Source organism: Amycolatopsis sp. NPDC059235 (assembly GCF_042754125.1).
Lineage (GTDB): Bacteria > Actinomycetota > Actinomycetes > Mycobacteriales > Pseudonocardiaceae > Amycolatopsis > Amycolatopsis albidoflava.
In genome coordinates this window covers 1-18,740 of record NZ_JBHZAG010000131.1, presented here as the reverse complement: position 1 = coordinate 18,740, position 18,740 = coordinate 1, and the positions used below count along the sequence as shown (strand labels likewise).

Sequence of the window (18,740 nt, the reverse complement as noted above, 5' to 3'; positions counted from 1 at the left end):
TTATTGATCCGGCCACCACCTAGATAAACACCCACCCTATCGTCGGCTGCTTCTTTTTTTTATAAGCTACAGTTGTTTGGTTCGGGGGGCGTGGCGTTTTTTTGTCGGCGCCCGGCGGGGCCCCGACGGCGGTCACAATCCCGGCGACGACCAGCACGGCCAAGGCGATGGCACCGATTACGAAGGGTCTGCGAGACTTCTTCTTCGGTTGCCGCGGCCATCCGGCTGGGGGTGGCATGGGGACCGGCTGCCGATGTACCGGGCCTGGCTGTTGCTGAACAGGCTGTTGCTGGACAGGCGGCCAGGATGCCGGTGCCCGCGGTGCCGCTTGCATTGGTGCCGCCGGCCGTTCGTCCACCGGCACGTGATGCAACCCGAACGCGACCGCCGTCTCCGGCTGGTCCTCAGTAGTCGGCACGACGCCAAGCGTCGACCCGACCAACGAGGCCAGCAACGGCATCCGGCTGGGCCCGCCGACCAGATAGACGCCACCGAGCCGATCCGGAGAAAGCCCGGCCCGCGCGATCGTCGCCGCGAGCATCTCCGCGCTGCGCAACAGATTCGGCCGCACCAGCGCTTCCAACTCGGCACGAGTGACGAGGACGTCGCCGAACGGATCCGGCATCGGCACCTCGGTGTGCGAGTGCCGGGAAAGACTTTCCTTGGCGTCACGGACGTCTTGGAGCAACACCCGCCGCAACCGTCGGTCACTGGTCGTCTGCGGACGGAGAAGCCGTTGCCACTGCGCCGGATCCGCGTGCGACACCGACCGTCCAATATGGACCAGCAAGGCCTGGTCGATGTCCAGGCTGCCGAGGTCCGGCAACCCGTCCTCAGCCAAAACCGCGGTACCCGCGCCGACGACCGCACAGTCGAAGGTGCCCGCCCCGAGGTCGTACACCGCGATCGGCCCGCTGGGAGCCCCTTGCTCGCGCAAGGTCGCGTAATGCGCCGCCGCCGCGACCGGTTCCGGCACCAGCCGCACCTGCCCGAACCCGGCTTTCCCCGCCGCCGCCCGGAGAGTCTGCTGCCGCCGCGCGCCCCACCCGGCCGGATGCGACACCCGCACCTCGTCCGGAACCCCGGAAAGCTGCCGCTCGGCCTCCTCGCCCATCCGCCTCAGGACCGCCGCGAAGGCGTCGACCACCGGCACCGCCCGATCGCCAAGCAGCAACTCCCCGTCGTCAATCCGCCGCTTGGGATTCGGCTCGAACCGGCTGGGATCCAGCCGAGCCCGCCGCTCCGCGTCCTGCCCGACGACGAGCAGCCCGTCCTCCTCCGCGTAAACCGCGGAAGACATGGTGACCGACCCGTCGACCTCAATAGCCCGCGGGCCGCGCCCAAAGGCCGCCAAGACGCCAACCGTGCTGGAAGTACCGAAGTCGATCGACAGGACGTCCACGCAGTTCCCCTCCCCAAATCCCCACGGCATCGTCTCACGGGCATGCGTGACAGATATAACTGAAACCTACTTGCCAAGGTAAGTGACACTGAGGCACACTTGAGTACGTCAACAGCCGTGAAGCGGAGAGACCATGACGCCGACCCCGACCGCACGAGAGTCGCTGTTCGCGACCCCGCGAGCACAACAAGAGGCCCACGCCGCCGCGGAACTGATCGCCGAAGCAGACGGCCAGGTCACGCTGGACGGCGTCGAACTGGGCGGCGAGATCCGCGAACTGCTGCGCCAGATCATCGCCATCGTCGCCGAAGGCGGAACGGTGACCGTCGGCGCGATGCCGGAGATCATCACCACAACGGTGGCAGCGGAGTTGCTCGGATTCTCCCGGACCACGCTGATGAAACACGTCCGCGCCGGCGACCTGCCCAGCACCCGAACCGGCAGCCACACAAAACTCCGCCGCGACGACGTCCTCGCCTTCCGCCGGGAACGACTGCGCAAACAACGAGACGCGTTGAACGAATTGCTCGCGATCGAAGACCGGCTCGGCATCGAATAGTCAGAATCGAACAGGAGGCCGCACCGCGGAACTTTAGTCCTCGTATCGTGGTGCGATGCCCACTCGTGTGCTTCCCGATGCCAACGTCCTGCACGCCAGAACACTACGGGACTGGCTGCTTCTGCTGAAGGACACGGGAAACGCAAGCATGTTCCACGTTTTCTACACCGAAGACATTCTTGCCGAGACCATCCAGAGCATCCGTCGCCGCAATCCCGGGCTTACCGGAACCGTCCTCGCCGAGGCTCGTCCGCGCCACGCTGCGCAGGCAAATCCGGTACTTCTCCGGGAGTGGTCGCGCACACCTGGACTTCGCCGGCGCGCTAGTGAAATCCGACTGTCCCGCCTTCGCTGAGCGAATCGCCGAGCGCTGCCGCGAGATCGCGTTCGACCAGTAACGCGAGCTACCCCGCGAAAACCTCCGCCGGAAAACGCGTCTCCCGGTCCTCCTGAAGCCGCGTATAGAAGTCGTTCATCTCCACCGCCACCGCCGCATGACTCGCCACCACCTCAGCGATCGGCGAAGGCAACTCCAGGTCCCCAGCAGCCGCATGGCGCACCGCGGCCAGGCGGCTCGCCCGGTCCCAAGTCCCGCACACCTCGGTAACCAGCCAGTTCACCAAACACATCGACCCATAAGCCCGGTCGTGCTCCGCATTCAGCTCGGCGAACGCCAGCTCCGACTCAGTCAGGTCAAACCGCCGCGCGAACGCCAGGCCGAAATCGGTCAGCGCGAACCGATCGCCATCGGTCAGGAAATTCTCGAAGTGGTTGTCGAAGTGCAGAACACCCTGCGCACGCAGGAAGGAGAGCGTCTCGCCGACCTGCGACGCAACACGCTCAGCCTGATCCAAATGACCTGGCAGCCAACGGTGCAAGTTAGTCGGGAAATACTCGCAGAACAGCACAACGCTCGACGAGGAATCCCGCAGCTCCGTGAGCCGTCGGCGAACCGCAGCAGAACCGCCCCAGTATTCGACGTCCTCCTCCAGCGAGCGATCCGGCACCCGGCCCGAGAGAACCGGCAGCACTCGCCAATGGTGCAGCAAAGGGAAGTTCTCGCACTGTCCACTAAGGACCCAGCCGGTGGCCATCACGTGCAGCGCCAGCTCCCGCCAAGCCGAGCCCTCCGGCGAGCCCAGCCCGTAGTGGCAAAAGGCAGGCAGGCCATACAGATTGGCGGTGGAATGCGGATGCTGCCGCTCCAGCGCGGTGAGCGGCACCCGCTTCGCGAAGACCGGCACCCCCTCGACGTCCAGCCGGGCGCCGGTGCCGCCGATGCCCTCGGACAGCACCTCGGCGGACTCCAGCCGCTCGGTGAGCTGGCGGTCGCTCAGCAGCGAAAGCGCGGTGCTCGCCGCGGCATGCCGCGAGATTCTCGAAGAAGAAGACCCCATGACAACGACCATAGAGAAAAGGGCGGCTCCCCAAGCTGGGAGCCGCCCTTTTACCTAGTTACGTCACTCGTTCTCGGACTCGCCGTTTTCCGCGGCGCCGATGCTCACCGGCGGAGCGTCGGGGACCGAGGACGGACGCTTCTCACCGCGGAAGGTGAAGTGCGCCTCGTCGTCGCGATCCTCCGGGTTGCCGCTCCAGCCCTCGACGTCGACCACGATGATCTGACCCGCTTCGACCTCGCCGAAGAGGATCTTCTCCGACAGCTGGTCCTCGATCTCGCGCTGGATCGTGCGACGCAGCGGCCGGGCGCCGAGCACCGGGTCGAAGCCGCGCTTGGCCAGCAGCGCCTTCGCCTTTTCGGTGAGCTCGATCTCCATGTCCTTGGCCTTGAGCTGCGTCTCGACCCGGCCGATCATCAGATCCACCATCTGGATGATCTGTTCCTGGTTGAGCTGGTGGAAGACGATGATGTCGTCGATCCGGTTCAGGAACTCCGGGCGGAAATGCTTCTTCATTTCCTCGTTGACCTTCTGCTTCATCTTCTCGTAGCGGTTCGTCGAATCCGCTCCGGAGGAGAAGCCGAGGCTCACGGACTTGGAAATGTCCGAGGTGCCCAGGTTCGAGGTGAAGATCAGCACGGTGTTCTTGAAGTCGACCGTACGGCCCTGGCCGTCGGTGAGGCGGCCGTCTTCGAGCACCTGCAGGAGGGTGTTGTAGATCTCCTGGTGCGCCTTCTCGATCTCGTCGAAAAGCACCACCGAGAACGGCTTGCGCCGCACCTTCTCGGTCAGCTGCCCGCCCTCTTCGTAGCCGACGTAGCCCGGAGGGGCGCCGAAGAGCCGCGAAGCGGTGTAGCGGTCGTGGAACTCGCCCATGTCGATCTGGATGAGCGCGTCGTCCTCGCCGAACAGGAACGCCGCCAGCGCCTTCGACAGCTCCGTCTTACCGACACCGGACGGGCCGGCGAAGATGAACGAACCGGACGGGCGCTTCGGGTCCTTCAGACCCGCACGCGTACGGCGGATCGCCTGGGAGACGGCCTTGACCGCGTCCTCCTGGCCGATGATGCGCTTGTGGAGCTCGTCCTCCATGCGCAGCAGCCGGGTGGTCTCCTCCTCGGTGAGCTTGAACACCGGGATGCCGGTCCAGTTGGCCAGCACCTCCGCGATCTGCTCGTCGTCCACCTCGGCGACGACGTCGAGGTCGCCGTCCTTCCACTGCTTCTCGCGCTCGCCCTTCTGGCCGAGGAGCTGCTTCTCCTCGTCGCGCAGGCGCGCGGCCCGCTCGAAGTCCTGCGCGTCGATCGCGGACTCCTTGTCCCGGCGGACGTCGGCGATCTTCTCGTCGAACTCGCGCAGGTCCGGCGGCGCGGTCATCCGGCGGATGCGCATCCGGGCCCCGGCCTCGTCGATCAGGTCGATCGCCTTGTCCGGCAGGAACCGGTCGTTGATGTAGCGGTCGGCCAGCGTCGCGGCCGCGACCAGCGCCGAGTCGGTGATCGAGACGCGGTGGTGCGCCTCGTACCGGTCGCGCAGGCCCTTCAGGATCTCGATCGTGTGCTCGAGCGACGGCTCGCCCACCTGGATCGGCTGGAAGCGGCGCTCCAGCGCGGCGTCCTTCTCGATGTACTTGCGGTACTCCTCGAGCGTGGTCGCGCCGATCGTCTGCAGTTCGCCGCGGGCCAGCATCGGCTTCAGGATCGACGCCGCGTCGATCGCGCCCTCGGCCGCGCCCGCGCCGACGAGCGTGTGCAGCTCGTCGATGAACAGGATGATGTCGCCGCGGGTCTTGATCTCCTTGAGCACCTTCTTCAGGCGCTCTTCGAAGTCACCGCGGTAGCGCGAGCCCGCGACCAGCGAGCCCAGGTCGAGGGTGTAGAGCTGCTTGTCCTTGAGCGTCTCGGGCACCTCGCCCTTGACGATGCTCTGGGCAAGCCCCTCGACGACGGCGGTCTTGCCGACGCCCGGCTCGCCGATGAGCACCGGGTTGTTCTTGGTCCGGCGGGACAGCACCTGCATGACCCGCTCGATCTCCTTGCCGCGCCCGATGACCGGGTCGAGCTTGCCCTCGCGGGCGAGCACGGTCATGTTGCGGCCGAACTGGTCGAGCACCAGCGAGGAGGACGGCGTGCCCTCGCCGCGGCCGGAGCCGCTCTCGGTGGACTTCTCGCCGGTCTGGTAGCCCGACAGGAGCTGCAGCACCTGCTGGCGGACCCGGTTGAGGTCCGCGCCCAGCTTCACGAGCACCTGGGCGGCGACGCCCTCGCCCTCGCGGATCAGGCCGAGCAGGATGTGCTCCGTGCCGATGTAGTTGTGGCCGAGCTGCAGCGCCTCGCGCAGCGACAGCTCCAGCACCTTCTTCGCCCGCGGCGTGAACGGGATGTGCCCGCTCGGCGCCTGCTGGCCCTGGCCGATGATCTCCTCGACCTGCTGGCGCACGCCCTCGAGGGCGATGCCCAGCGACTCCAGCGCCTTGGCGGCGACACCCTCACCCTCGTGGATCAGACCCAGGAGGATGTGCTCGGTGCCGATGTAGTTGTGGTTGAGCATCCGGGCCTCTTCTTGGGCCAGGACGACCACCCGCCTCGCGCGGTCGGTGAACCTCTCAAACATGCGCACTCCCTCGACTGCTGCGTCGGCGGCCCGTAACCTCCGTGGATCGCGTCCACGGCGGACAGCACCGTGAGACCACTCTAGTAGCCAAGCGGTCGCGCTTGCGTACCACTACGGCTTCCGGCGGCCCTTTCGCATCCGGACGGCGACCCGGTCGGTCACCGCTGTTCATCCGGTTGCGCTGCACCTTTACTCCCTCTCGAACGTACGGGACCGGATCAGGATTCCGCCCGGGCGCCCCTGTCCGCTCAGCGCGAACACCCCCGCGCGTCCGGGTGGTCTCACCCTGTGGCCACCCGATTGGCGCAATCCCGCTCCCTATGTAAGGTTAGGCACGCCTAATCAACTACGGGACGGGGGTCGACCGGGTGAACCCGCAGCGCTCGCGCGACGAAGCCCGCGAGATCGGCGACGGGCTCGCGTCCTCCCTGCTGCGCGCCAACGCCCGGCACGACCTGCGCCGCGACGTCCCCGAGGGCTGGTTCCGCTGCGCTGACCTCCTGGAACAGCCCGCGCTGTTCGCCGAGTGGCGATCCCGGCTGAGCGACTGGCTCCTCGACCAGCACGGCGCGGCGCCAGCGCGGACAGCGGCCAGCTACGTCATGTCCTGGTACCTGTACGTCCCCGCGTACGTGGGCGCGCTGCTGCTGCACCACGAGCGTCGCGTGCCGTCGCTGAAGCCGGAGCAGCTCGCATTCGGCCTCGGCCCCGACCGGCCGCATCCCGAGGGCATGGCGGTCCTCAGCGACGCTTTCTACTGCCTGCCGACAGACCCGGGCAGCGTCCGCTCCGAGGCCACTGTCGTGCGCGACGAACGAGCGCTGGCAGCGGTGCTGCGCGCGCAGTTCGTCGGCCACGCTGCCCGCTTCGTCCGCGCCTACGCCCCTGGCACCCGGCTCGGCCGCCGCACGCTCTGGGCGGCCGCCACAGACGCGCTGGACGGCGCGCTGTGGCGAGTCGGCAAACAAGGCGGGACAGCCGAGGCCGAAGGTGCCGGCGTCGCGGACGCCGCACTGGTGCTCGACGCGCAGTACCGCCCGTTGACCTCGGCGTCCACCTTGCGCATGGCGATCAACGACGACGGGCGCAGGGCTTGGGAACGCCGTCGGGAGAGCTGTTGCTTCTCTTATCTGCTGCCCGGCGAAGCGGAGTGCGAAAGCTGTCCGCGAATCTGCCCTCGTTGATCTCCATCGAGTGAAAAATCAGGCGTACGGCTCCCGGCCGGTCGCGCCCAGCGCCCGGTGCAGCACCGGCGCGGTTTCCGGCACCGCGACTTCCGGGCCGAAGACGCCGCCGGCGCGGGCCTTCTCGCCCATTGCGGCCGCGAACGCGAGAACCGCTTCGGCGGCCTCGTCCGAACAGTTCAGCTCGACGCCGCTCGCCCGCGTGAGATCCCAGGCGTGCAGGACGAATTCGCCGAGCACCATGTCGCCGACGACCGCGGCGGGCAGTTCGGATCCGCCGAAGGTGATGGTGCCGGTCCACGCCTCCGGCGGAGTGAGCGCCGCGATCACGTCGTCGGTCAAGGCTTCCAGAGCCTTCCGCCAGTCGTCGCCGACGAGCGAGGCTTCGGCTTCGCTCGGCGCGGGCGGTTCGTAGGACTCGTGCCGGATAGCGGCGGCAAGCCACGGCCCCCAGTAGAAAAGGTGGTTGAGAAGGCCGCGAACGTCGTAATCCGCGCAGGCGGTGGGCGCGGTCAGCGACGGGGCGGCAGCCGCGACGCGCCGCAGTTCGGCGGCGGCCGGGGCAAGCAGTCCGGAGTGATTCGACATGCGCCCGAGCCAACCACGCTGGCGCGGCGGCCGTCTTGAAATTACGCGACGCACTAGCGTTTCAGCCATGCGGCGGATCCCGAGTGGCATCCTGAACGAGCGCACGGCTCGCACCAAGTTCACTCTCACCCGGCATCCGCCCGGCCCGGAACTGCGCGATTTCGTGGAACACCACTGGATACTGCGCTGGGATCTGACCGAACCCCACGAACAGCACGTGCTTCCGAATCTGTCGGTGCACGTGACGTTCTTCCCCGGCGCGTGCGGCGTTTACGGTCCGGCGCACCAGCTTTTCACGCATCGGCTCAGCGGACGCGTGCACGGGATCGGGGCCAGGATCCGGCCCGGCTGTTTCCGCCCGCTCCTGGACGCCCCGGTGCGCACCCTCGCCGATCGCGCGGAGGACGTGGCCGCGATCTTCGGGCCCGGAGCCGCGGTCGCCGAAAAGGCCGTCCGGAATGCGGAAACGGACGAGGAAATGATCACTGCAATCGACAACTTGCTGATCGCACGCCGTCGTCCCATTCCCCGAGCGACTCGGGTGGCCGCCGAGGCGGTGGAAACAATCGCCGCGGATCCCGAGATCACCAGGGTCGCGGAACTGGCGGCGGCACTCGGGCTGTCGGTCCGGGCAGTGCAGCGGTTGTTCGCCGAGCACGTCGGAACAACGCCGAAGTGGGCGATCCGGATTTACCGCCTCAACGAAGCCGCCCGGTTACTGGCTGCTCCGGCCGCTCCGGATTACGCGGATCTGGCGACTCGGCTGGGCTATAGCGACCAACCTCACTTCATCCGCGATTTCCGTACCGTGACCGGAGCCCCTCCCGCGGAGTACGCCCGTTCCGCCCGGCGGCTGATCTCGTGCACGCCGGACGGCGCAAAGCCGGGAAACTAATACCGAACGCCAAACGGCCGCCGGGAATGTTCCCGACGGCCGTTTGGCGTGCTGAGTGCGAAGACCCCCGTCTCCGCCGCGGTGCGTTCTCCCGGTTCGCTAACCGGAGGACCGCATCCGCGAGTTCCGGAAATGCCCGGTCAGTTCTTCTTGTGGTAAGCCTCGACGACCTCCGACGGGATGCGCCCGCGGTCGGAAACCTGGAAACCGTTCTTGCGGGCCCACGCGCGAATCGCCTGGTTCTGCTCGCGGTCGACCGCGGCCGGGCGGGCCGGGGACTTGCCGCCGGCGACCGGACGCAGCGGCGCGCGCTTGCGGCCGCCGGCACGGCGGGCGTGCTCGACATACTGCGCCAGCGCGTCCCGCAACTCCTCGGCGTTTTCGCCCGACAGGTCGATCTGGTAGCTCACACCGTCCAAACCGAACTCAACGGTCTCTTCCGCCTCACTGCCGTCGAGGTCGTCGACCAGAGAGACAAGCACCTTCTGTGCCATCTGATTCCTCCTGCGGGGCTTACCCGAATGATCTGGCTACATGATCTGGTTTCGGGGCAAGCCCCGAGCTACAGAAGTCTTTGACACCCATATTAATACCCGCTTGCCCGGCCGTAGGCAAATCCGCATTGAGGAAATCTCGACCGGTGCGGCGAACGGTGTCCTATTCAGGCCGCACGAGCGGGAAGAGGATCGTCTCCCGGATACCGAGCCCGGTCAGTGCCATGAGCAGCCGGTCGATCCCCATTCCGACCCCGCCGCTCGGCGGCATTCCGTACTCGAGCGCGCGCAGGAAATCCTCGTCGAGACGCATCGCCTCGCTATCCCCGGCGGCCCCGAGCCGCGCCTGTTCGGTGAGCCGCTGCCGTTCCACCACCGGATCCACCAGCTCGGAGTATCCGGTCGCGAGTTCGAAACCGCGCACGTACAGGTCCCACTTCTCGGCCACGCCCTCGCGGCTGCGGTGCTGCCGCGTGAGCGGAGAGGTCTCGAGCGGGAAATCCCGGACAAATGTGGGCGCGTCAAGTCCGTCGCCGACGAGATGTTCCCACAGTTCTTCGACGAGTTTGCCGTGCGCTAGCTTGGGATCCACCTCGATCTCGCGCGCCGCGGCGATCTTGTGCAGTGCTTCGGCGGGAGTATCCGGCGTCACTTCCTCGCCGAGCGCTTCCGAGAGCGACTCGTACATGCCGAGTGTCGTCCATTCGCCGGAAAGGTCGTACTCGGTTCCGTCGGCGAGAGTGACGACCTGGGTGCCGAGCACGTTCTCCGCGGCCTCCTGGATGAGTTCGCGGGTCATCACGGCATTCGTGTCGTAAGTGGCGTACGCCTCGTAGTACTCGAGCATCGCGAACTCCGGCGAGTGCGAGGAGTCGCTGCCCTCGTTGCGGAAGTTCCGGTTGATCTCGAAAACCTTCTCGATCCCGCCGACCACACAGCGCTTGAGGTACAGCTCCGGCGCGATGCGCAGGAACAGCTCGAGGTCGAAGGCATTGGAATGCGTCACGAACGGCCGGGCCGCGGCGCCGCCGTGCAGCGTCTGCAGCATCGGCGTCTCGACCTCGGTGAATCCCCGGCGGTGGAACGACTCCCGCAGCGAACGCATCACGCCGGCGCGCGTGCGCACCACGTCGCGCGCCTTCGGCCGCATAATCAGATCGACATAACGCTGGCGGATTCGCGTTTCCTCGGCCAGCTCCTTGAACGCCACCGGCAGCGGGCGCAGCGACTTCGCCGCGATCTGCCAGCTGTCGGCCAGCACCGAAAGCTCGCCGCGCTTCGAGGTGATCACCTCGCCGTGCACGAATACGTGGTCGCCGAGATCGACATCGGACTTCCACGAGGCGAGCGACTCGGGCCCGACCTGCGCGAGGCTCAGCATCGCCTGCAGTTCCGTGCCGTCGCCCTCACGAAGAGTGGCGAAACACAGTTTGCCCGTATTGCGGAGAAACATGACGCGACCGGTGACGCCGACCGACTCACCGGTGCTGGTGTCGGCTTCGAGACCGGAATGTTCGGCACGGATCTGCGCGAGAGTGTGCGTACGCGGAACCTCTACCGGGTAAGGATCGGCGCCCTCCGCGATTATCCGGTCGCGCTTGTCCCGGCGCACCCGCATCTGTTCGGGCAGGTCGTCATCGGGCAGTGCGTCGGACGCGGGGAATTCGGTCATGGCCATAGCGTACGAAGCCGCTGGTGAACCGCGTCAACCGGATTCCCCTTACGGAGCACTCACGGTATTAGGGTGGTTACTCGTGAGCGATCCCGGCACTGATGCGGAACTGCACGCCCGGCGGGCTTCTTCGTTCGGGGACCAGGCGAGCGCCTATGCCCGGCACCGGCCGGACTATCCGCGAGCGGCACTCGAATGGGGTATGTCCGGAGCGAACCGGCCGGTCCGCGACGTGCTGGACCTCGCGGCGGGCACCGGAAAACTCACCGAAGGACTGGTCGATCTCGGCCGTTCGGTGACCGCGGTGGAACCGGATCCGGGCATGCTCGCCGAACTGTCCCGGCGGCTTCCGGACGTTCCCGCGCTGCTGGGCAAGGCCGAGGACATCCCGCTGCCGGACGAATCGGTGGACGCGGTGTTCGTCGGCCAGGCGCTGCACTGGTTCGATTTAGCCGCGGCGTTCGCGCAGATCCGCCGGGTGCTGCGGCCGGGCGGGGCCGTGGTGGCGCTGTGGAATCACGAAGACGAATCCGTGCCGTGGGTGCGTGAATTCGCCCGGCTGATCCGGACCGACGCCAACCGGGGGTTCGCCGACTCCGGGCAAACGCTGCGCGCGGACGGCTTCGGCCCGTTCGAACAGGACAGGTTCGCCCATGCGCACCGGCGCTCGATCGACTCGCTGGTGGCGACCGTGGCCACGCATTCGCATCTGCTGATCGCGTCCACCGACGAGCGCGACCGGCTGCTCGCGGAAGCCAGGGCGTACCTGGAAACTGTTCCAGAAGCCGGAACGGGTGAATTCGATTACCCGCTGGTCACCACGGTTCTGCGGGCTCGCCGGAGCTGAGGCGGCGACCGAAATCACCACCTCGGCGCGTCCGGTTGGTGCTAATTTCGGAAGTGGCGGTGTTCCCGCCCCGGACGAGCGCGTCGTACCCGGTGAGGACAAGACGGCGCAGTGCACGCATCCGTCACTGCGAAAGGTTCTTGATCATGGCCTGGCTCGTTCTTGTCGTTTCCGGATTTCTCGAAACCGTGTGGGCCGCGGCGCTCGGCGCCTCGAAAGGCTTCAGCAAGCTCTGGCCGAGCGTGCTGTTCGGCGGCGCACTGCTGCTCAGCATGTCCGGTCTCGCGTATTCCTTGCGCGAAATTCCGCTCGGCACCGGCTATGCGGTGTGGGTCGGCATCGGCGCGGTGGGGACCGCGGTGTACGGGATCGTCGCGATGAACGACCCGCTCACCGTCGGCCGGATCACCTGCCTCGTGCTGATTGTCGCCGGGGTCGTCGGGCTGAAACTGTTCCACTGATCTTCATCCGAGAGCGATCTCCAGCCCGCGCAGCCGCTCCGGCTCGGAAATCACGTCGATCCCGGTAATCAGGTCGCCGTCGAAAACGAACTTGAGGACCACGGCGAGCCGGCCGCGCGGGGCGAGCACCAGACCGGGACCGCCGTCGACCAAAGCGACCTGCGTGCTGCGCGCGACTTCCGAAGCGAGCAGCGCGCCCTTGCTGACCGCTCGGACACCGCGCAGCACCACCGGCGCCGCGCCGGTGTCCGAGTGCAGCACGACGTCTGGGTCGAGCACTTTCAACAGTCCGGCGAAGTCTCCCTCGCGAGCTGCGGCCAGATACGCCTCGACCGCCCCGCGCCGCTTGCTCGCATCGGCTGGCCCGGCTTCTCCGCCACGCACCCGGCGCCGGGCCCGGCTGGCCAGCTGCCGGACCGCCGCCGGACTGCGATCGAGGATCTGCGCGATGTCCTCGAAGGGCACGGCGAACATGTCGTGCAGCACGAACGCGATCCGCTCGGCCGGGCCGAGGACGTCGAGGACTACCAGCATCGCCAGCCCGACGGAATCGGCCAACTGGGCTTCTTCGGCCAGGTCCGCGCCGTCGTCTCCGCGGTCGAGCGGGAACGCGTCCAGCGAGTCTTCCCGGCGGCGTTCGCGCGTGCGCAACAGGTTCAGGCACACCCGCGCCACCACTGTGGTGAGCCAGGCGGGCAGATTCTGCACTTCGGAAATGTCCGCGCCGTCCGCGCGCAGCCAGGCTTCTTGCACGGCGTCGTCAGCTTCGCTGAGCGAGCCGAGCATGCGGTAGGCGACCCCGCGAAGCCGCGGCCGCTGCTCCTCGAATTGGGCCGCGAGCAGGTCTTTGCCGTCCACCTGTCACATCTCCTTCACGGGCGGGTTCATCCCAGTAGGACACCCCCAGTGCCCGACCCAGCGGCACTTTACCCGGAAGGAATTGTCATGACGACGATCTTGGTCACCGGCGGCACCGGAACCCTCGGCAAGCTGGTCGTTCCCGCGCTCGGCGACGCGAAGGTGCGCATTCTCAGCCGGAAGGCGAACGGCCCCGACCGGTTCGCCTGCGACCTCATGACCGGCGAGGGCCTTGCCCCCGCGATCGACGGCGCCGACGTGGTCGTGCACCTGGCAGGCGGCCCGAAGGGCGACGACGTGGCGACGGCGAATCTCGTCCGGGCCGCCGAACGCGCCGGAGTCGGCCACCTGGTTTTCATTTCGGTGATCGCCGCCGACGCGGTGCCGCTGGGCTATTTCCGTCGCAAGCACGAAGCCGAAAAACTCGTCGCCGCGTCGGAAGTGCCCTCGACCATCCTCCGCGCGGCCCAGTTCCACGGCTTCTGCCTCAACGCCGTGCAGGCAATGGCGAAACTGCCGATCGTGCCGGTGCCCGGGGTCAATTTCCAGCCGGTCGACGTCCGGGAAGTGGCCGAGCGGATCGCGCGGCTGGCGCTCGGCGCACCGGCCGGGCGGGTACGGGATCTGGCCGGGCCCAAGGTGTACGGCATGGGCGAGCTGGTCGACAAGTATTTGCAGGCTCGCGGGCGGCGACGGCTGAAAATGCCGATGCGCGTTCCCGGTGCGGCGGGAAAGGTCTATCGCGCGGACGGCAATCTCAACCTCGACGCGGACACCGGCACCCGCACTTTCGAGGATTACCTCGCCGAGCAGGTCAGCTAACGCACATTCCGTTCGTACACCAGCCGCAGGCCGAGCAGCGTCAGGTCCGGCACGTGCTCCTTGATCGTCTCGGATTCGCCCAGCACCAACGGGGCGAGCCCGCCGGTGGCGATCACGGTGACCGGATCCGAGCTGTCGGCCTGCAATTCCCGCACGATCCGCCGGACGAGCCCGTCGACCTGGCCGGCGAAACCGTACAGAATGCCGGACTGCAGGCATTCCACGGTGTTCTTGCCGATCACCGAACGCGGCGGGACGAGTTCCACCTTGCGCAGCGCGGCCGCGCGGGCGGCGAGCGCGTCCACCGAGATCTCGATGCCCGGGGCGAACGCCCCGCCGAGGAATTCGCCCCGGGCCGAGATCGCGTCGACATTCGTAGACGTTCCGAAATCGACCACCACGCACGCGGTGGCGTGCAAATGGTGCGCGGCAAGGGTGTTCACCAGCCGGTCCGCGCCGACTTCCTTCGGATTGTCCACCAGCAGCGCGACCCCGGTGCGCACGCCGGGTTCGACCACGACCTTCGGCACCCGCGCGTAATAGCGGCCGAGCATCACCCGCAATTCGCGCAGCACCGCGGGCACTGTGGACAGTGCGCTGATTCCGGTGACCGCGTCGGCGTGCGGGCCGAGCAGTCCGCGCACGGTGAGCGCGAGTTCGTCCGCGGTCATCCGCGCGTCGGTGCGCATCCGCCAGTCACCGACCAGCTCGGTGCCCTCGTAAAGGCCGAGCACGATGTTGGTGTTGCCGACGTCGACAGTGAGCAGCAACGAGGTCTTCCTTACTGCGGCTCGCGCACGAGGCATCCGCGACAGGTCAGTTTTCGGCGTGCAGCAACGCGTCGAGACGGCGCGCGTCCGCGGTTTCGGCCACCGGGAAGGTCATCGTGTCCTCTTCGGGCAGCGTGACCGTGCCGCTCAGCAGACCCGATCCGTCCGGTGCGTGCGCCGGGTCGTCCCCGCGCTCGACGATCCGGTTGTAATCGTCCACAAAGATCACTCGCGGCCGGTACGCGCGCGCCTCGGCGTCGTCCATCTGCCCGTAGGCGATCAGGATCACGAGGTCGCCCGGGTGCACCAAGTGCGCGGCGGCTCCGTTGATGCCGAGCACGCCGCTGCCGCGCTCACCGGTGATGACGTAGGTTTCCAGCCGCGCGCCGTTCGTGACGTCCACAATGGACACCTGCTCGCCCTCGAGCAGATCGGCGGCCTCCATCAGGTCCTCGTCGACCGTCACCGAACCCACGTAGTGCAGGTCGGCCTGGGTCACCGTGGCCCGGTGGATCTTCGATTTCAGCATCGTGCGATACATCGCAGACTCTCCCTATTCCCCTGCGTCCGGATCCCCGCTCGGATGTTCCACGGCTTTTCCGAGCAGCACTCCCGCGTTGTCGATCAGCCGGGTACTCCCCACCCGGGCGGCGACCAGCAACCGCGCCTCTCCGTCGACGGGCGCCGGTCCCAGATCGGTTCCCCTCAATTCCAGGTAGTCCACTTCCACCTGGGGACGGGCCGCGAGCGTCTTCCGCGCCATGTCCAGCACGGCCTCCGCCCCGTCCCGCCCGACGTGCGCCCCGGCCGACAGAGCGGACGACAGCACCACGGCGTCTTCCCGTTGTTCCGGCGTCAGGTAGACGTTGCGCGAGGACAGCGCGAGGCCGTCCCGCTCCCGGACTGTCGGCACCCCGATGATCCGGGTGCCGATGTTCAGGTCCGCCACCATCCGCTTGATCAGCACCAGCTGCTGGTAGTCCTTCTCCCCGAAGAACGCGTAGTCCGGGCGGACCACGTTGAGCAGCTTCGCGACGATCGTGAGCATCCCGGAGAAATGCCCCGGCCGGGCCGCGCCCTCGAGTTCGTCGCCGAGCGGTCCGGGATTCAGGGTGACCGCCGCGTTCTCGTCGAACATGTCCGAGGCCTTCGGCGTGAAGGCCAGTTCGACCCCTGCTTCGGACAACGTCGCCAGGTCGGCCTCAAGCTGCCGCGGGTACGCCTCGAAGTCCTCGCCCTCGCCGAACTGCAACGGGTTCACGAAGATCGAGGCGGCGACGACAGTGTTCGGCAGCCGCTTCGCACGGCGCAGCAGTTCGCGGTGCCCGTCGTGCAGCGCGCCCATGGTAGGCACGAGCGCGACCTTCCGGCCGACGCTGCGCAGCGCCTGGCTCACCTTGCTGATGTGCTCCGGTGGCTGGAACGTGTTGAGCGTTCCGCGCTGGAATTTCGGTGTCGTCACGGGGTCTGTCCTTCAGCGGGGTCGGCGAGAAGATCGGTCAGTTCGCCCGCGGCCGCGGGATCGAGCAGGCCGGCGGCGCGGGACCGTTCGGCGGTGCGCCGGGCCAGCGCCCGGTAGGCCGGGGCGATCTGCGGCGCCCGGTCCGCGAGCACGTCGAGGTGCTTGCGGACGGTGCCGAGATCACCACGCGGGACCGGTCCGGTGAGGGCGCGGTCCCCGTGGCGCAAGACATTGTCCAATGCCGCCGAAAGCAGCGGTGCGACGAGTCGTTCCGGATGCCCGATTCCGGCGTCGCGCAGGGTTTCGGTGCAGTCGGCGACCAGTGTCATCAGGTGATTCGCGCCGTGCGCCAGCGCCGCGTGATACAGCGCCCGCGCGGATTCGGGAACCCGCACTGGCTCGGCGCCCATCTCGACCGCGAGCGCCTCGCCGACGTTCCACGCCGCGTCGTCGTCGGGCGCCGCGGTGACGCCGATGCTCGCCGAGACAAGACGTTCGAGGTCTTCCTCGCGGCCGGTGAAGGTGAGCACCGGATGCAGCGCGAGCGGCAGCGCACCGGCTTCCGCGGCCGGGGCCAGCACGTCGATGCCGTGCGCACCCGAGGTGTGCACCACGATCTGGCCCGCGCGGATCGAATTCGTAGCGACCAGACCACGGACGGTGCCGGCGAGCGCGTCGTCCGGCAACGCGAGCAGGACGAGATCGGCTCTCCGCACGACCTCGTCGGGCGGCAGCAACGGGACATCGGGCAGCAGCCGCTCCGCGCGGTTCAGCGAAGCGGCGGACAGCCCCGACGCGGCGACGACGGTGTGGCCCGCCCTGGCCAATGCCGCACCGAGGACACTGCCCACGCGGCCGGCGGAAACGACGCCCACGGCAAGGCGGGCCGGTCGGTTCATGGCGTGCGCCTGTGGACGCTCATGGCTCGAAACTCCTCATGTTCGTTCCAGTCCCGCTCTTTCGTCGCGGGTACCAGACGACGGCGCGAGAGTAGCCCCGCCCCGGCCGGATCAAGGTGCCCGGGTGACCAGCTTCACCCGGGGCGGCCAATCGCGCCCGTACCTTATTGGCAGTCGGCTTCTGCCGGTCGTCGAGAGCCCGAATCCCCCGGTGGAACGCCACTTTTGGCACGGTAGAGCTACCCCGAACGGGGAATGTTCACCGACTGTCGCGATTGTTCGCCAATCGCACCGCGTCCGCGCGGGCGTCCCGCAGTGCCTGCAGCAACTCTTCCTGCCGCTGCCGGTCCTGCTCAGTGCGCAACCGCGTACGCCGAAGGAATGCGAGCTCCGTCACGCTCGCCTGATACCGCCCCACGGCCCGAGCCGCCGCCCGCCCGGATTGCTTGCGCGCCTGCTTCCGCCATTCCCGCCGCCCGGAGAGACTGGCAAGCAAGTCGATCTCCGACGGCGCGATCCACCGCGCAGCCGCCATCTTCGGCAACGCGGCGGCGACGATCCGCTGTTCTCTGCGCCGCTGCAACACGATCACGTAGATCGCGGCGATCAGCAGGGGCAAAATGACCAGGAAATACAGCGTGAGGAAGGACTTTCCGCCATTCAGCGTAGCGGCGGCGTTCCAGAGCGCATGCAGGAAGACGCCGGCGAGGTACCCGGCCAGCGGCGCGAGAATCCGCACCCACCGCTGCGCGTACCGCGCCGCGATGCCGAACCCGATGCCGGTCATAGCGGTGAACAGCGGATGCGTGAACGGCGAAAGCACGCCCCGCACGAGGAAAGCGGCGAGCACACCCGAGCTGGTGCCGTTGCCGAAGCCGTGGTCGGCGAAGGCGCGGCCGAAGTAATAGATGTTCTCGGTGAAGGCAAACCCAGCGGCCGCGAACCCCGCGTAGACGACGCCGTCGACGATCCCGTCGAATTCCTCGTTGCGCCGCCAGAAGATCAACAGGACGAAGACGCCCTTCGCCGCCTCCTCGACCAGCGGCGCGGAGACGAGCGCACTGACCTTGCTGCCGTTGCCGCCCCCCAGAAGCAGATCGCCGAACGCCTCCGCCCCGGTATTGATCAGCAGAGCGGTAACCGTCGCAATGCAAGCGCCCCAAGCAAAAGCGATCAGGAGCAACTTCGCCGGCTCAGGCTCCCACCGATCAACCCACAGCAACCCCGCGACCACTACACCGACTGGGAGCAACGCAGCGACAACGCCGATCGCGACCGCCAGCCACCCCACGCGCGCAGTGGCGAGCCCGAAAAGAAAAAGCCCGCACAACGCCACGACGATCAACCCGAGCACCGGAAGGAGCACGGTGACATGCCGCGAACGAGATGGCGTGGACGCAGAACCCGGCGACGTGGCGGAAAGGGTGCCGTTCACGAGCGGTCACCATACGCAGGCCGCACCAGCCATGCTGGTTGGACGTACGTGGTTCAGCCCTACGCGGGATACCGCTGTGACCCACATCCCCCTGACCCCACCAGCCATCCGTGAGGGGAACCCTCACGAACTCAGAGTCCCTCAGGGTTCCCCTCACGACTCACTCGCCACCCGCCAGAGTCGCGCTCCCAATGCGGCATTCGGTGCGTCACATGCACCCAACGCCACATTGGGGCGCAAGCCCCAACCACCCACCCAACCGCACCGATGCACCCAACCGCACCGATGCACCCAACCATCGAGGCACCCACACCACCCCCGCACCCCGATACGAAGCCAAAAACGCGGACGGCGGGTGCTTGTCAAGGCATCTTTCCCGCCT

The 18,740-nt window shown here is 67.6% G+C and carries 17 protein-coding genes, 2 pseudogenes and 1 riboswitch; of the genes and pseudogenes, 7 read left to right on the top strand and 12 right to left on the bottom strand.

The window, feature by feature from the left end:
* Positions 1-124 precede the first annotated feature (124 nt).
* Positions 125-1,402, bottom strand: a pseudogene (locus ACFXI3_RS43805) (Hsp70 family protein); the annotation flags it as partial.
* A 133-nt stretch (positions 1,403-1,535) separates the two neighbouring features.
* On the opposite strand from ACFXI3_RS43805, the gene ACFXI3_RS43800 reads away from it, so the two are divergent.
* Positions 1,536-1,961 carry a helix-turn-helix domain-containing protein gene (locus tag ACFXI3_RS43800; protein ID WP_378407857.1) on the top strand — a complete coding sequence of 142 codons (426 nt, stop codon included), beginning with the start codon at positions 1,536-1,538 and terminating at the stop codon, positions 1,959-1,961.
* Positions 1,962-2,016: 55 nt separating this feature from the next.
* Positions 2,017-2,316 carry a hypothetical protein gene (locus ACFXI3_RS43795; RefSeq protein WP_378407855.1) on the top strand — a complete coding sequence of 100 codons (300 nt, stop codon included), beginning with the start codon at positions 2,017-2,019 and terminating at the stop codon, positions 2,314-2,316.
* Positions 2,317-2,365: 49 nt separating this feature from the next.
* On the opposite strand, the gene ACFXI3_RS43790 is transcribed toward ACFXI3_RS43795, so the two are convergent.
* Both ACFXI3_RS43790 and ACFXI3_RS43785 read right to left on the bottom strand, forming a co-directional pair.
* Positions 2,366-3,358: a hypothetical protein gene (locus tag ACFXI3_RS43790; protein WP_378407853.1), complete on the bottom strand. Its 993-nt coding sequence runs from the start codon at positions 3,356-3,358 to the stop codon at positions 2,366-2,368.
* A gap of 63 nt (positions 3,359-3,421) precedes the next feature.
* Positions 3,422-5,971, bottom strand: coding sequence for an ATP-dependent Clp protease ATP-binding subunit (locus ACFXI3_RS43785; protein ID WP_344265469.1), 2,550 nt, complete (start codon positions 5,969-5,971; stop codon positions 3,422-3,424).
* Between the two features lie 368 nt (positions 5,972-6,339).
* Between ACFXI3_RS43785 and ACFXI3_RS43780 the strand changes: the two genes are divergently transcribed.
* Positions 6,340-7,155 (top strand): (2Fe-2S)-binding protein, encoded by an 816-nt coding sequence (locus ACFXI3_RS43780; protein ID WP_378407851.1) that lies wholly within the window; start codon positions 6,340-6,342, stop codon positions 7,153-7,155.
* 18 nt (positions 7,156-7,173) lie between these two features.
* Here ACFXI3_RS43780 and ACFXI3_RS43775 read toward each other — a convergent pair whose 3' ends face one another.
* The gene (locus ACFXI3_RS43775; protein WP_378407849.1) at positions 7,174-7,743 is read right to left on the bottom strand and encodes a TIGR03086 family metal-binding protein; all 570 of its coding nucleotides are present in this window, start codon (positions 7,741-7,743) and stop codon (positions 7,174-7,176) included.
* Positions 7,744-7,810: 67 nt separating this feature from the next.
* Between ACFXI3_RS43775 and ACFXI3_RS43770 the strand changes: the two genes are divergently transcribed.
* Entirely contained in the window at positions 7,811-8,638 is an 828-nt protein-coding gene (locus tag ACFXI3_RS43770; RefSeq protein ID WP_378407847.1) for a helix-turn-helix domain-containing protein, read from the top strand.
* Positions 8,639-8,778: 140 nt separating this feature from the next.
* Here the strand turns inward: ACFXI3_RS43770 and ACFXI3_RS43765 are convergent, their stop codons facing one another.
* Complete coding sequence (locus ACFXI3_RS43765; protein WP_009084272.1) at positions 8,779-9,132, bottom strand: Lsr2 family protein; 354 nt, start codon at positions 9,130-9,132, stop codon at positions 8,779-8,781.
* 163 nt (positions 9,133-9,295) lie between these two features.
* Entirely contained in the window at positions 9,296-10,804 is a 1,509-nt protein-coding gene (gene lysS / locus ACFXI3_RS43760) for a lysine--tRNA ligase (RefSeq protein WP_378407845.1), read from the bottom strand.
* A gap of 82 nt (positions 10,805-10,886) precedes the next feature.
* Here lysS and ACFXI3_RS43755 point away from each other — a divergent pair, with 82 nt between their 5' ends.
* Together ACFXI3_RS43755 and ACFXI3_RS43750 are read left to right on the top strand one after the other, a co-directional pair.
* Complete coding sequence (locus ACFXI3_RS43755) at positions 10,887-11,651, top strand: class I SAM-dependent methyltransferase (RefSeq protein ID WP_378407843.1); 765 nt, start codon at positions 10,887-10,889, stop codon at positions 11,649-11,651.
* Positions 11,652-11,701: 50 nt separating this feature from the next.
* Positions 11,702-11,764: riboswitch (guanidine-III (ykkC-III) riboswitch) on the top strand.
* A 33-nt stretch (positions 11,765-11,797) separates the two neighbouring features.
* Positions 11,798-12,112, top strand: coding sequence for a multidrug efflux SMR transporter (locus ACFXI3_RS43750; protein WP_067576886.1), 315 nt, complete (start codon positions 11,798-11,800; stop codon positions 12,110-12,112).
* 3 nt (positions 12,113-12,115) lie between these two features.
* On the opposite strand, the gene ACFXI3_RS43745 is transcribed toward ACFXI3_RS43750, so the two are convergent.
* Complete coding sequence (locus ACFXI3_RS43745) at positions 12,116-12,970, bottom strand: sigma-70 family RNA polymerase sigma factor (RefSeq protein ID WP_378407841.1); 855 nt, start codon at positions 12,968-12,970, stop codon at positions 12,116-12,118.
* An 87-nt stretch (positions 12,971-13,057) separates the two neighbouring features.
* Here ACFXI3_RS43745 and ACFXI3_RS43740 point away from each other — a divergent pair, with 87 nt between their 5' ends.
* Positions 13,058-13,792 carry an SDR family oxidoreductase gene (locus ACFXI3_RS43740; protein WP_378407839.1) on the top strand — a complete coding sequence of 245 codons (735 nt, stop codon included), beginning with the start codon at positions 13,058-13,060 and terminating at the stop codon, positions 13,790-13,792.
* On the opposite strand, the gene ACFXI3_RS43735 is transcribed toward ACFXI3_RS43740, so the two are convergent.
* From ACFXI3_RS43735 to ACFXI3_RS43715, 5 genes and pseudogenes are all read right to left on the bottom strand, one after another.
* On the bottom strand, positions 13,789-14,562 hold the full coding sequence (locus ACFXI3_RS43735; protein ID WP_378407837.1) for a type III pantothenate kinase: 774 nt from the start codon (positions 14,560-14,562) through the stop codon (positions 13,789-13,791). The two genes, ACFXI3_RS43740 and ACFXI3_RS43735, sit on opposite strands and share 4 nt — an antisense overlap.
* Positions 14,563-14,608: 46 nt before the next feature.
* A complete protein-coding gene (gene panD, locus ACFXI3_RS43730; RefSeq protein WP_043827144.1) occupies positions 14,609-15,103 on the bottom strand; it encodes an aspartate 1-decarboxylase in 495 nt (164 codons plus the stop codon).
* Between the two features lie 12 nt (positions 15,104-15,115).
* Positions 15,116-16,024 carry a pantoate--beta-alanine ligase gene (gene panC, locus ACFXI3_RS43725; protein ID WP_344265505.1) on the bottom strand — a complete coding sequence of 303 codons (909 nt, stop codon included), beginning with the start codon at positions 16,022-16,024 and terminating at the stop codon, positions 15,116-15,118.
* Positions 16,021-16,935: pseudogene (locus ACFXI3_RS43720) on the bottom strand (Rossmann-like and DUF2520 domain-containing protein); the annotation flags it as partial. The gene panC and the pseudogene ACFXI3_RS43720, both read right to left, overlap by 4 nt.
* Positions 16,936-17,182: 247 nt before the next feature.
* Complete coding sequence (locus tag ACFXI3_RS43715; RefSeq protein ID WP_344266683.1) at positions 17,183-18,289, bottom strand: PrsW family intramembrane metalloprotease; 1,107 nt, start codon at positions 18,287-18,289, stop codon at positions 17,183-17,185.
* Positions 18,290-18,740: the final 451 nt, after the last annotated feature.

Excerpts from the sequence above, each read along its gene's own strand:
- ACFXI3_RS43765 (WP_009084272.1), bottom strand. The coding sequence starts at position 9,132 with ATGGCACAGAAGGTGCTTGTCTCTCTGGTCGACGACCTCGACGGCAGT.
- ACFXI3_RS43795 (WP_378407855.1), top strand. The coding sequence starts at position 2,017 with ATGCCCACTCGTGTGCTTCCCGATGCCAACGTCCTGCACGCCAGAACA.
- ACFXI3_RS43800 (WP_378407857.1), top strand. The coding sequence starts at position 1,536 with ATGACGCCGACCCCGACCGCACGAGAGTCGCTGTTCGCGACCCCGCGA.
- ACFXI3_RS43775 (WP_378407849.1), bottom strand. The coding sequence starts at position 7,743 with ATGTCGAATCACTCCGGACTGCTTGCCCCGGCCGCCGCCGAACTGCGG.
- ACFXI3_RS43790 (WP_378407853.1), bottom strand. The coding sequence starts at position 3,358 with ATGGGGTCTTCTTCTTCGAGAATCTCGCGGCATGCCGCGGCGAGCACC.
- panD (WP_043827144.1), bottom strand. The coding sequence starts at position 15,103 with ATGTATCGCACGATGCTGAAATCGAAGATCCACCGGGCCACGGTGACC.
- ACFXI3_RS43785 (WP_344265469.1), bottom strand. The coding sequence starts at position 5,971 with ATGTTTGAGAGGTTCACCGACCGCGCGAGGCGGGTGGTCGTCCTGGCC.
- ACFXI3_RS43770 (WP_378407847.1), top strand. The coding sequence starts at position 7,811 with ATGCGGCGGATCCCGAGTGGCATCCTGAACGAGCGCACGGCTCGCACC.
- ACFXI3_RS43750 (WP_067576886.1), top strand. The coding sequence starts at position 11,798 with ATGGCCTGGCTCGTTCTTGTCGTTTCCGGATTTCTCGAAACCGTGTGG.
- lysS (WP_378407845.1), bottom strand. The coding sequence starts at position 10,804 with ATGACCGAATTCCCCGCGTCCGACGCACTGCCCGATGACGACCTGCCC.
- ACFXI3_RS43740 (WP_378407839.1), top strand. The coding sequence starts at position 13,058 with ATGACGACGATCTTGGTCACCGGCGGCACCGGAACCCTCGGCAAGCTG.